We start from the raw sequence: 12,359 nt of genomic DNA on the forward strand, positions 1-12,359 counted from the left end.
AGTACCTTTTATTTGGCTCTTCGGAGGTTAGTGTGGGTTGACGCCTCGGCGAATCGCGTCGCAGCAGCGTACACAAGTGCCCCACTCTGCACCCGGCGACTCACGGAAAGGCGCACTCTGGACGGGCAACGTCACGGAAAAGCGCACTTTACGTGTGGACCGATCCAAAAGGCACATTCTGCATGCGAGCGGTCGAGCAGAGTGCGCCTTTCCGTGAGGGCCCAAGCCCAGAATGCGCTTTTCCGTGACGTCGCGGGTGCAGACTGCGCTTTTCCGTGAGGTGGCGGGTGCAGACTGCGCTTTTCCGTGAGACCGTCTGCGCAGAATGCGCCTTTGCGTGAGGTGGCTCCACGTTTGCGCAGGTGAGGAAAAGCGCATTCTACGGAAAAGCGCATTTTGGACGGGCGATGTCACGGAAAAGCGCAGTCTGCACCGGCGACGCCACCGCGACGTGACCAAAAGGCGCACTCTGGACGGGCAACGTCACGGAAAAGCGCACTTTGCATGTGGGCCTCACCAAAGGGCGCGTCTGCATGCGGGCGGTAGTTGCGCCGAGAGCCCGTTTTCGCCGATCTGTGTACACTCCTGCATACCCACGGCCGCTCTCGCGACCGAGCGGGGCCATGGATCCCACGACATCGACGGCCCCATGGCCCCGTGATGCCAGAGCGCTCGGACCTGAGGCCCACGCCACCGGGGCGGTGACGCAACCACCCACACGAGCTCACGAAGCCTCATTTTATTTGCGCATCTTCCAGTCTTAGTGCCACTCGATGTCACCGGGTGCGCGATCACGCTGCCACTCGATGCCAGCGAGTGGCAGGCAGATAGAAAAAGGCTACGGAACTCGTCCGTAGCCCTTCAAATGCCTGGCTCCCCGGGCAGGATTCGAACCTGCGACACGCTGATTAACAGTCAGCTGCGCTACCACTGCGCCACCGGGGAATGCTGTCATGCTCCTGTGCACGGCCATTTACTATACCAAAACTCAGACAGGATGCAAGGACATTCTTCCGCTCCCTACAAAAGAGCTGCACACATCCACCTGCGATGCCCGTAGCAGGCCATGAGCCCCTACTCCTCCATGAAATCCTTGAGGCGAGAGGAGCGTGACGGGTGTCGAAGCTTGGCGAGGGTCTTGCTCTCTATCTGGCGTATACGCTCACGAGTGACGCCAAACTCACGCCCAACCTCCTCGAGCGTGCGAGGATGGCCGTCCTCGAGGCCAAAACGAAACTTGATGACCTTACGCTCGCGATCAGCGAGACCATCCAGCACCTGGTCAAGCTGCTCACGCAGCATGGAGTCACTGGCCGCCTCGGGGGGAGCGACCGCCATGGAGTCCTCGATGAAGTCCCCGAGCTGGGAGTCCTCCTCCTCTCCGATGGGGGTCTCCAGCGAGACAGGCTCCTGGCTAATCTTCTGGATCTCGCGCACACGGTCGGCGGAAATGCCCATCTCATCACCGATCTCCTCGAAGGTCGGATCGCGGCCAAGGTCTTGGAGCAGCTGACGCTGCACGCGCACGAGCTTGTTGATGGTCTCGACCATGTGGACGGGTATGCGGATGGTGCGTGCCTGGTCGGCGATCGCGCGCGTGATAGCCTGACGGATCCACCAGGTCGCGTAGGTAGAGAACTTGAAGCCCTTCGTGTAGTCGAACTTCTCGACCGCACGGATAAGGCCGAGGTTGCCCTCCTGTATGAGGTCGAGAAAGAGCATGCCGCGCCCCACATAGCGTTTGGCTATCGACACCGTAAGTCGAAGGTTCGCGCTGATGAGGGCCTGCTTTGCCTCCAAACCGACCTGCTCGATGCGCATGAGGCGCCTCTGCTGGGCACGGTTGAGCTCGATCTCGCCCGTCTCTGCGGCCTCCAACTGTACGGTCGCCTGGCAGCCCGCCTCGATCTTCATCGCAAGGTGGACCTCCTCGGAGGCGGTCAGTAGGTCAACCTTTCCGATCTCCTTGAGGTACATGCGGACGGGATCGCCCGTGAGCATGACGGTAGAGCTGTCCGTGCGGTGAGAGCGGGCACGGCTCGAGCGCTTGCGCGTCTTGTTCTTGGGCGTGGAGCGCAATACCTCGTTTGCCGCCTTGGCCTCCTCGCGGGCCTCGCTCAGGGATGGGTCATCCTCCTCGCTCTCGTCCTCGAGCTCCACCTCGTCCTCGTCGAGATCACTTCCATCGTCGAGCTCATCGGCATCACCGATGGAGACCGTGAACCTCTCCGGTTCGCCCGCACTGTCGATCTCGACGCCCTTGAGACGCACCGCATCATAAAGGTCCGAAAGCTCCTCATCATCGACGTCGATCTCGGCGATGGCAAGTTGGATGTCATCCTCCGTGATCTTCTGGTTGCTCTGTGATGCCTGGGACACGAGCTTGTCCACAACGTCACGCAGCTCATGTGAGAGGAACTCCTCGCTAGAAGGCTTGACTATGGCCACAAATTTCCTTTCGACGACATAACGTTGAGATGGTACCCATTTTCTGTTCGCTTACACACGCTTGGGAAGCCTGCCCACCAGTTCGTTGATGTGTCGCTGAACCTCGGTCGCCTCTTCGAAAAGGGCCCTCTCGCCCTCGCTCGCAGGACCAGTTACCCCCGCGCTGAGCCGTGCCTTGATGCCCCTGACCCGCAGCCTCGATGTCCAAAGGTCCATCATGTCAACGAGGAAATCGATCTTGGACGCAGCGGGCATGTCCGAGGTAGCGTCGAGGGTACCTGAGGCGAGGATCTCTGCGGCCTCGGGGACCACGCCCTGAGCAGCGCTCACGACACCCTGGGGAGGGGTGCCAGAGACGGTGGCGAGCATGGCCCATGCCATGGCCTCATCGCGCGGGTCAACCCAGGAAAACGTCACTATGCGATCGCCTTGGGACCGGATCGGCTCGATGCTCGTGGCCATGAGTGAGATAAGCTCGCGCTCAATCAGAAGCTGGCGGCGCTCCTCGTCGGAGAGCTGCACCTGGGTTGCCACAGTCGCAGTCGCAGCCACGCTGGGGGACGGCTGCGGTTCAGAAGCCGCCTCCGAGCGGGCCTCGGCCCTCTCGGCCTCGCGCCTGATGCGCCTCATCACCTCGTCCACACTCGTGCCCACAAGACCGGCGACCTGGGTCGCAAAACCATCAAGGAGAATCGAGTCTTTCAGGGGAACGAGCAGCCTCGAGAGGTCATCCAACGCGGCGATACGCTGTCCTGGGACGGTGAGGTCAAAAAGGGCCAGGTGCTTCTCGAACACGAAGGCCATGAGCGGGCGCGCCGCATCGAGCTCGCGCCTGAGCGCGTCAGCGCCACTCGACGCCAAGAACTCGGCGGGATCCTGGCCCTTGGGAAGGACGACGCAAAGAATCTCAAGCGGGGTCTTGTCCATGAACTGGACGGTTCGCTCGGCGGCGCGCTGCCCCGCCTCGTCGCCGTCGAACATGCAGATGATGCGCCGCCTCGCAAAGCGTCCTATCATCTTGACATGGTCGAGCGTGAGGGCCGTGCCGAGGGCGGCAACGGAGTTCTCGATGCCCGCCTCGTGCATCGAGATGACATCCGTATAGCCCTCGCAGACAATGGCGCTGTCCTCGCTCACCATGGCGTTCTTGGCACGATCGAAGGCAAAGAGATGCTTACCCTTGCGAAAGATGGCCGTATCCTTGGTGTTGAGGTACTTGGGCTTGGCGTCGGTGAGCACGCGCCCGCCAAAGCCGATGGGGCGACCCTGCTCGTCATCGATGGGAAACATCGCACGGTCAAAGAAGCGGTCCCGAAGGCCTCCCCTGCCCCCGAGGGCGAGATCTGCCGCAAGGATCTCCTCATCGCTGAAGCCCTTGTTACGCAGGTGAGAGACGAGCCTGCCGCGTCCCGGGGCAAAGCCCAGGTGCCAGCGCCGGCAGACGGCAGAGCCGAAGCCGCGCCCCGCCAGGTAACGACGGGCGGCGCCCGGCCCCTCCCCCCTGTCTCGCATAAGGGTGAGAGAGTAGTAGTCCCGTGCCGCAGAGACGCACTCGACGAGGCGGTTTCGCCTCGGCCCACGACGGGCACTCCCCTCCTCCGTAAGTTCGATCCCCGCCCTATCCGCAAGGTAGCGGACGGAGTCGGCGAAGTCGAGGCTCTCGCGCCTCATCACGTAGGCGAAGACGTCGCCACCGGCACCGCAGCCGAAGCACTTCCAGAGGCCCGAAGAAGGTATGACGTGAAACGACGGGCTCTTCTCGTGGTGGAAGGGGCAGCAGCCCCAGAAGTCATGGCCACGCTGCCTGAGCTCGACCGTCTCGCTAACGAGCTGGAGGAGATCAGTCGCTTGGCGGACCTTCTCCTTGTCCTCGTCCGTGATCACGCCGTCACCTCCACACCCCTATCCCCCAGCTTGGCGCGTACCCAGTCGATGTTGGCGCGCACGGCTCGCTCGAGCTCCTCGATAGAGTCGAAGCGTCTCGACGCACGGAGCCAGGAGGCGAAAAGGACGCTCACGTCCGCGCCATAGAGGTCACCGTCGAACCCGACGAGATTGGCCTCGAGGAAGCTAGGGTCGGAGCCAGAGAAGGTCGGGGGCGCACCGACGTTGATCGCGGCGGGCCATGCGAGGCCCCCGCTCGCCACCAGACCCCCGTAGACGCCCTCGGCAGGCATGCAGCGCGAGGGGTCCACGCGGACGTTGGCGGTGGGGAAGCCAAGATCTTTCCCCTCACCCCTGCCGTGCAGAACGCTGCCGGAGACGAAGTGGAGCCTATCTAAGAGACGAGCTGCCTCGCCGACGTCCCCCTCATGCAAAAGCCCTCTCACGCGCGTCGATGAGACGTTGCCATGCCCGTCGCAGACCAGCTCGTGGCCGTACACCTCGATGTGGAGACGCCTACCCAGCCTCGAGAGGCGCTCGACGGTGCCGGCACCGCCCCTCCCGAGACGAAAGTCGGATCCCACGTGGATGGAGCGAGGCGCCATGAGCGAGGGCAGTGCGCGCGCAAGGAAGTCCTCGTAGCCCATGTCGGCAAGCGCCCTGTCGAAGTCGAGGACCATGACCGCGTCGAGTCCCGCAAACAGCAGGGCCCGCACGCGCTCCTCACGCGAGAGCAGCCTGTGTCGACCTGAGGCCCCACAAAGATGAAGCAGCTCGGCGGGAAGAGGGTCGAAGGTAAGGGCGACAGATGCGATCCCCCGCTTCCTCGCGTCCCCCATCGTCTCCTGCACGAGCATGCGATGACCCACATGAAAGCCATCAAAGGACCCTATGCAGACGCTCGCTCCCACGAGAGGCGAGAGCGTGACCCCCTCGCGCTCCCACACGTGTCCACCCTGGACGGGACGATCCCTCACGACGCTCTTCTCACGGCTCATGAAGAGCGACTCTCGCACGACGCTCGAAAGCTCCCGACCGCCCATCGGCAGGGTCAAAAACCCTCCCCTCACCTCTTCGCTCAACGTGGCCTCACACCCTCTATCGCCTGGGGAAAGTTCACGTCGCAGCAAAGCGTCGAACCAACCCTCCGCCAGACGCCCACAAGCCCTCCCTTGTGAATGAGGCAGACACGCTTGCCCTCCGAGACGTACTCGGGCGCCTTGATGCGGCGCCCCGCCGCCGCCTCTGTCGCCCTCTCGTCCGAAAGCGCATAGATGGGCGCTCCGAGGAGGTGCGTGGGATCGAGGAGGCGTCCCTCGACGGCAACGCGCCCCTCACGCTCGAGCACCTCGAGCGTGAGGCAGTCCGCAAGCGTCACCCTACCCGACGAGGTCCGCCTGAGTCCCGCGAGCTGTGCTGCCGAGTGGGCCCTGCGGCCGATGTCGCGGGCGAGGCTCCGTATATAGGTCCCCTTCGAGACGTCGAAGTGACAGCGCCAGCACAGGGCGCCCCCCTGCGGCGCAGCACCACTTTCCTCGAAAGGCTCGATGGCGATAAGTCGCGCCGAGCGCACCGTCACGGGACGGGGCTCGAGCCTGACCTCGCCTCCCGATCGGGCGATGTCGTATGCCCTGCGCCCATCAACAAAGACAGCCGAGTAGGCGGGGGGCACCTGCATGAGCCTGCCCTCGAAAGACGAGAGGAGCGAGCGCGCAAAGGTCTCTTGGCCCAACTCGCTCGGGACCTCGGCCGTCCTGACCACGTCTCCCTCGGCATCGTCGGTAGTCGTCTCGCTCCCAAAGCGTATGAGCGCATCGTAAGACTTGCCGTCAGCGCCCAGCAGACCTAGAAGGCGCGTACCCTGCCCGATGCCGATCACGAGCACTCCGGTCGCGGCGGGGTCGAGCGTCCCCGCATGGCCAATACGTCGCTCACCCAAGACGTGCCGCAGGCGGCCCACCACATCATGGCTGGTCATGCCCGCCGGCTTGTCCACGCCGATGACGCAGTTCAGCGTACTGGGACCCCTGCGCACTATACCAGGCTCCCCGTGGCATCACGCCAGTCAGGCACGTCCACGAGGTCACGCAGCTTGGGGAGGACCGTTGCAAGCACCTCGTCGAGATCGCCCTCCACTGTGAAGCCAGCTGCGGCGGCATGCCCGCCACCGCCAAGCTCGCTGGCAACCTTCGAGACGTCCCAGTTGGTCTTTGATCTCAGATTGCCCCTCACCTTTCTGCCAGGGACCTCCTTGAGGAAGAGTGCGATCTCGCTGCCACGAACGCTCCTCACCTCATCGATGAGTCCGTCGCACTCATCGAGGCTTGCGCCGGTGCGTCTGAGGTCCTCGATCGTCGCATAACTGTAGGCGATCTTGCCACCGGCAAAGGTCGTGACCCTGCTCATGACGGCAGACTCGAGGTGCAGATAGGCCAAGCTAAAGCTCTGGTAGACGTTCAGCGAGACCTCTGCGGGGGAGGCCCCTGCATCAACGAGGAGTGAGGCCGCCTGGAAGGACTCCGGGTCTGCGTTCTGGTACTGGAAGCGACCGGTGTCCGTCACGATGGCGCAGAAGAGGCACTGGGCAATGGGGCGTGTGAGCCTCACCCCCAGGTGCAGCGCATATTCTGTCACGATCACCCCCACCGCTGCGGCCTGCGGCCTGATTACGAAGGCCTCACCCGTGTGCGTCTCGCAGGGGTGGTGGTCGATGATGACATGCCTTCGTGAGCGGCCGAGCACGGGGAGGGCCTTGTTGAGACGGGCGTCAACCGAGAGGTCAACGCTGATGAAGAGATCGGGAGAGCCCGCATACCGACTCGCGGGAACCATCTTTGATGCCCCTGGCAGAAAGTTGTATATGCGCGGCACCGGAGCGTCATCTGCGAGGAGGTTCGTCACCTGCTTGTGCGGCCACGCGGTCTCGATGATCATCCCAAGGGCCAGGCCCGACCCGATGGCATCCCCATCCGGCGAGGTGTGTGCGCAGATGGCGATCTGCTGGCTTGCCTCGATGACCGACGTGATCTGCCCGAAGGCGACTTCCTGCTCGGGAATGACTTGAAGTCCCATAGGAAGCTACCTCTCTTTTTCCTCTTTCTGGCCGCCCTCAGCTCGTGAAGGCGGTGCTATGGGGTAGCCCTCCTCGTCCTTCTCGACCGCAAGAGTCGAGGGGACGTTCTCGAGGGCGACCTGGATCCTCTCTGCCTCATCAGCGCTTGTGTCTATCTGGAAGCTGAGCTCTGGCGTGACCCGCCAGCCAAGGGCATGCCCGAGGAGGCTCCTGATACGTCCCTTGGCCCTCTCGAGCGCCGCCGAGACCGTCTCATAGCGATCCCGCTCGCAGCTCACGTACGCTCGCATGACGGACCTATCCACCGAGACCTCCACACCCGTGAGCGTCACGAGCGTGAGGTCGGGGTCGGATAGTTCGAAGAGCAATATGTTGGCGAGCTTCTCGCGGGCTATCTCGTTGTTGCGGTGAGAGTACTGGTTCTGCTTCATGTTCTACTCCGTACGGGCGACCTCGTCGATGCGGTACGCCTCGATGATGTCGCCGACATGGATATCCTGAAAACCGTCGAGGCCGACGCCGCACTCGAAACCGGCCTTGACGCTCCTGACGTCCTCCTTGTAGCGCCTGAGCGAGGCGATCCTGCCCTCCCAGACCACGATGCCGTCACGAACGAGCCTACAGAGGTTGTCACGTGCGACTTCGCCCTCCTGCACCATGCAGCCTGCGGCGATGCCGACCTTGGGAACCTTGAAGGTGTTGCGAACCTCGATCGAGGCCGTCTGGTGCTCCTCCTCGGTGGGCCTGAGCATGCCGATGCGGGCGGCGTCGATGTCCTCGATGGCCTTGTAGATGACGCTGTAGCTGCGGATCTCGACACCCTGTCGCTCGGCGGCGGCGCGTGCCTTGGCCTCGGGGCGGACGCCGAAGCCAATGATGATGGCATTCGAGGCGTCGGCGAGGATGACGTCGGTCTCGCTGATGGCCCCGACGGCAGAGTGAATCGTGTTGACGCGCACCTCGCTCTGGTCCATCTTGTCGAGCGCGTCCTGAAGTGCCTCGATAGAACCCTGCACGTCAGCCTTGATAATAAGGTTGAGCTCCTTGACCTCGGCATTCTCCATGGTCGTGAAGAGGTTCTCGAGCGTGACGTGCTTGACCTTGTTCTGCTCCTCGATGCGAGCCTTGAGCGCTCGCTCATCTGCGAGGGCGCGAGCCTCACGCTCGTCCGCAAAGACGCGAAACTCGTCGCCAGCCATGGGGACGCTCGAGAGGTTGATCATCTCGACGGCATCTGAGGGACCAGCTGAGGTGACGTTCGCACCGTGCGAGTCCACCATCGCGCGAACCTTGCCGTAACACATCCCGGCGACGACGGCATCACCCACATGCAGGGTGCCGCGACTCACGAGCAGAGTCGCCACCGAGCCGCGTCCCCGGTCGAGCCTCGCCTCGAGGACGTTTCCGGATGCGAAGGTATCGGGATTGGCCTTGAGCTCAAGCACGTCGGCCTCGAGCAGCACAGCCTCGAGCAGCTCGTCGATGCCCTGGTGCTTCTTGGCGGATATGTCGACGAACATGTTCTGCCCGCCCCACTCCTCGGGGATGATGCCGTACTCGGTGAGCTCCTGGCGCACGCGGGTGGGGTCCGCACCGGGCTTATCTATCTTGTTGACAGCCACGATGATGGGAACGTCCGCCGCCTTGGCGTGGTTTATGGACTCGATCGTCTGGGGCATGACGCCATCGTCTGCGGCCACGATCAGGATGACGATGTCGGTCACCTTGGCGCCACGGGCGCGCATGGCCGTGAAGGTCTCGTGACCGGGGGTGTCAATGAAGGTGATGAGGCGATCGTTGATCTTGACCTGGGAGGCTCCGATGGCCTGGGTGATGCCGCCCGCCTCGCCCTCGGCGACGCCCGTGTGCCGGATGGCGTCCAAAAGCGACGTCTTGCCGTGGTCGACGTGACCCATAACGGTGACGACGGGCGGCCTGGGCTTCAGGTCCTCGGGGGCGTCGTAGAACGTGAAGGAGTTCTCCTCCTCCTTCGTCATGATCTTTACGTCCACGCCGAGGTCATCCGCAATGAGCTCGATGAGGTCATCGGACATGGACTCGGTGACGGTGAGCGAGGTCCCCACGAGGAACAGTCGCTTGATGATGTCATTGGTGGGCACGCCCAAAAGCTTGGCGAGGTCGGCGACAGTCGAACCCTGGGGTACCCTCACGGTGTCGAGCTGCGAGAGGTCCTGGTCGTTCTTGAGGGCTTCTTGGACGCGCTCCTCCTCGGCAGCCTCCGCCTGCTGTTGCTTGAGACGCTCCTTGCGCTTCCTGCGTCTGCCCGTGGACTGGTGCGCCTCCTCAATGGCCTCGCGAGCCTCCTCGAAGACGTGACTCGCACGTGTATGCGTATACTCCTCCGCCTCACGAGCCATGCGGCTGTAGCGGTCCTCGCTCTGTCCGTGCCGCGAGGACTTCCGGCCCTTGCCGTGTCCGCGTCCCTCCGAGTCGGAAGAGGGACCCTCTGCCGGAACGTCCGCATAGCTCGTCCTTGGTCCGGGGCGTGAAGAGCGGTAGCTGCCAGAAGAGCCCTCCTTTGAGGGAGCCTCCCTGCGCCTGGAGCGCTGCTCGTCTTTCTTCTTCGCCGTGTCCTGGGACTTCTGCTGGAGGATCTTCTCCTGCTCGGCGATCTGGTCGAGCAGACCCGTGTAGGAAGTGGTCGTCCTCGGAGCCGTGTCATGCACGCGCTCCCTCTCCTCCTTCTCCTTGCGCTTGCGCTCCTCCTCAGCGTGCCGCTCCTCTTCCTTCCTGCGGGCTTCCTCGGCGGCCGCACGGCGCCGCTCCTCCTCGAGGCGCTCCCGCTCGCGGCGCTGCTCCACCTCGATGCGCTTCTTCTCAGCCTCCTCGGCGGCCTTTGCCTCCTCGGCGGCCTTTGCCTCCTCGGCGGCGAGCCGCTGGGCCTCGACCTCGGCGGCATGCGCCTCGATGATGGGCTTGAGCTTCTTGCGTATGATGGAGACGTAGGCCTCCTCGAGCGACGAGGAGGCCGACTTCGCCGGTATCTTCATGTCGCTCAGGTGCTCGAGCATCTCCTTGCTCGTTATGCCAAATTCCTTGGCGAGGTCATGGACTCTCGTCTTTGCCATGGGCCAACCTTCCTCGTGCCTATATCTCTGCGGAGCCGTAGGCGTCGTCGCTCCGCGCGTCTTGGGCCACAGGATCCTGGTCCTCGGGATCTTGGTCCTCGACTCCGTGGTAGTTCTCGTGGATGCCGCAATAGAGGGATCCTGGACGGGCTATGTTGCGACACTGAATGCCGGTCGGGCCCACGTACTGACAGCGACGCTCCTCGCTCCCGTCGATAAGATCGAGGTCGGTACGCAGGTCACCGAGGATGTCATCGGCGAGTGACTCGTTCTTGATGTCTATGTGCATGCCGGTCAGACGAGCGGCGAGGCGGGCGTTCTGTCCCTTCTTGCCGATGGCGAGCGTCAGCTGGTTGTCTGGGACGATGACGGTCGCATACTTGGTCTCGGGATCAACGACCACACGACTCACGTGGGCAGGGGAGAGGGCGTTGGCGACGCAGGTGGCGGGATCGTCGCTCCACAGCACCACGTCGACGCGCTCACCCTTGAGCTCGGAGACCACGGTACGCACACGGCTTCCCTTGGGGCCGACGCAGGCACCCACCGGGTCGAGCCTGTCGTCGATGGACGAGACGGCCACCTTGGAGCGAACGCCTGGGTCGCGAGCGACGGAGCGGACCTCGACGACGTGATCGTAGACCTCGGGAACCTCAAGCTCAAAGAGCCTACGGATGAGGTTGGGGTGAGTGCGCGACAGAACGATCGTGGGCCGCTGGCGCTCTCCCTTGATGGGTACCTGCCTGGAGTCGGGATCGCGCACGTCGATGATGATCGCGCGGATCTGCTCGTTGTGACCGTAGCGCTCGCCTGCGGGGCGCTCGTTTCGCTCGTCCGGATGGCGGTTCAGGTCGAAGTATGGCAGCTCCGCCTCGACGCCCTCGCGAATCTTTATGAAGGCGAACTCCGGCGTCGTCTGGAGGACGCTGCCCGTGATGAGCTCACCGATGCGATCCTTGAACTCGTCGTAGATCTGCCTGCGGCTGGAGTTTCTGACCATCTCGTTGATGACGCTCTTGGCATGCTGGGCGGCAAAGCGGCTCGCACCTGCGGGAGTAACGTTCTTCTCGGTGAAGTGGGCGTACTCGCCCTCGTGCTCACCCTCTAAGATCATGGAGTCATCATCTGGGATGAGCTCGTAGACGTAGACACTGCCCGTCTCGCGATCGATAGTGACCTTGGCGCCAAAGGGAAGGTGCAGCACCTTCTCGTAACTCTCGGCAAGCGATTGCTCGAGGTTGCGAATGAGCTCCCCCTGATCGATGTGCTTCTCCTCACAGAGCGCCATCAGCGCGTTCATCATGTCTGATGCGACCATGTTAGCAATCCTTTCCGATGAGGCTCGGCTGTCCTAGAACGTTGGCTTTATCTTGGCTGACGCTATCTCGTCCGGGGCAAACGAGAATTGCTCGCCATCGCACTCGATGACGACACGACCGTCCTGCCATCCCCTGAGCAGCCCAGTGTAGCGACTCCTGTCCCCCGAGACGGTTTTGAGCGTGACACGATTGCCCGCAAAGCGCACGAAGTCGCGCTGACGACGCAACGGCCTGTCAAGTCCCGGTGAGGAGACCTCCAACGTGAAGGCGCCCTCAATGGGATCTGCCTTGTCAAGGGCGGCGGAGATCCATCTTGTCTGCTCGGCCACCTCGTCGAGCGTAATGGTCGGCGCAGCCTCATCAACATGGTCTATGCGGACGCGGACGCATGGCGCCTTGCCAGAGCCCACGACCTCAAGATCCACGATGTCAATGCCACGCTCGGCCGCGAGCGGCTCGAGGATGGCAAGCAGCCGACCGACGAGTCCTGGCGAAGCCATCGCCCCTCCCCTCCCGCGTCCGAAACCCACCGAACGCCCTTTTCCG

9 protein-coding genes and 1 tRNA gene are annotated in these 12,359 nt (G+C 63.2%); all 10 read right to left on the bottom strand.

What is annotated here, in order from left to right:
- Positions 1-870: 870 nt before the first annotated feature.
- A tRNA-Asn gene (locus ADJ70_RS06465) sits at positions 871-945 on the bottom strand.
- 129 nt (positions 946-1,074) lie between these two features.
- The gene (gene rpoD, locus ADJ70_RS06470; protein WP_050344422.1) at positions 1,075-2,448 is read right to left on the bottom strand and encodes an RNA polymerase sigma factor RpoD; all 1,374 of its coding nucleotides are present in this window, start codon (positions 2,446-2,448) and stop codon (positions 1,075-1,077) included.
- Between the two features lie 51 nt (positions 2,449-2,499).
- Positions 2,500-4,332 (bottom strand): DNA primase, encoded by a 1,833-nt coding sequence (gene dnaG / locus ADJ70_RS06475; RefSeq protein WP_050344423.1) that lies wholly within the window; start codon positions 4,330-4,332, stop codon positions 2,500-2,502.
- The gene (locus ADJ70_RS06480) at positions 4,329-5,414 is read right to left on the bottom strand and encodes a riboflavin kinase (protein WP_157051425.1); all 1,086 of its coding nucleotides are present in this window, start codon (positions 5,412-5,414) and stop codon (positions 4,329-4,331) included. Before ADJ70_RS06480 ends, dnaG begins: the two co-directional genes overlap by 4 nt.
- Entirely contained in the window at positions 5,411-6,367 is a 957-nt protein-coding gene (truB, locus tag ADJ70_RS06485) for a tRNA pseudouridine(55) synthase TruB (RefSeq protein WP_050344425.1), read from the bottom strand. The genes ADJ70_RS06480 and truB overlap by 4 nt, the downstream gene beginning before the upstream one ends.
- Positions 6,367-7,404, bottom strand: coding sequence for a bifunctional oligoribonuclease/PAP phosphatase NrnA (locus tag ADJ70_RS06490; RefSeq protein ID WP_050344426.1), 1,038 nt, complete (start codon positions 7,402-7,404; stop codon positions 6,367-6,369). The genes truB and ADJ70_RS06490 overlap by 1 nt, the downstream gene beginning before the upstream one ends.
- Before the next feature lie 6 nt (positions 7,405-7,410).
- Positions 7,411-7,836, bottom strand: a complete 426-nt coding sequence (rbfA, locus tag ADJ70_RS06495) for a 30S ribosome-binding factor RbfA (protein ID WP_050344427.1) — start codon at positions 7,834-7,836, stop codon at positions 7,411-7,413.
- 3 nt (positions 7,837-7,839) lie between these two features.
- Positions 7,840-10,494: a translation initiation factor IF-2 gene (infB, locus tag ADJ70_RS06500; protein ID WP_050344428.1), complete on the bottom strand. Its 2,655-nt coding sequence runs from the start codon at positions 10,492-10,494 to the stop codon at positions 7,840-7,842.
- 19 nt (positions 10,495-10,513) lie between these two features.
- On the bottom strand, positions 10,514-11,812 hold the full coding sequence (gene nusA / locus ADJ70_RS06505; protein WP_050344429.1) for a transcription termination factor NusA: 1,299 nt from the start codon (positions 11,810-11,812) through the stop codon (positions 10,514-10,516).
- Between the two features lie 33 nt (positions 11,813-11,845).
- Positions 11,846-12,313 (bottom strand): ribosome maturation factor RimP, encoded by a 468-nt coding sequence (gene rimP / locus ADJ70_RS06510; RefSeq protein ID WP_050344430.1) that lies wholly within the window; start codon positions 12,311-12,313, stop codon positions 11,846-11,848.
- Positions 12,314-12,359 lie beyond the last annotated feature (46 nt).

Source organism: Olsenella sp. oral taxon 807 (genome assembly GCF_001189515.2).
Taxonomy (GTDB): Bacteria; Actinomycetota; Coriobacteriia; order Coriobacteriales; family Atopobiaceae; genus Olsenella_F.

Excerpts from the sequence above, each read along its gene's own strand:
- nusA (WP_050344429.1), bottom strand. The coding sequence starts at position 11,812 with ATGGTCGCATCAGACATGATGAACGCGCTGATGGCGCTCTGTGAGGAG.
- rimP (WP_050344430.1), bottom strand. The coding sequence starts at position 12,313 with ATGGCTTCGCCAGGACTCGTCGGTCGGCTGCTTGCCATCCTCGAGCCG.
- infB (WP_050344428.1), bottom strand. The coding sequence starts at position 10,494 with ATGGCAAAGACGAGAGTCCATGACCTCGCCAAGGAATTTGGCATAACG.
- ADJ70_RS06490 (WP_050344426.1), bottom strand. The coding sequence starts at position 7,404 with ATGGGACTTCAAGTCATTCCCGAGCAGGAAGTCGCCTTCGGGCAGATC.
- rbfA (WP_050344427.1), bottom strand. The coding sequence starts at position 7,836 with ATGAAGCAGAACCAGTACTCTCACCGCAACAACGAGATAGCCCGCGAG.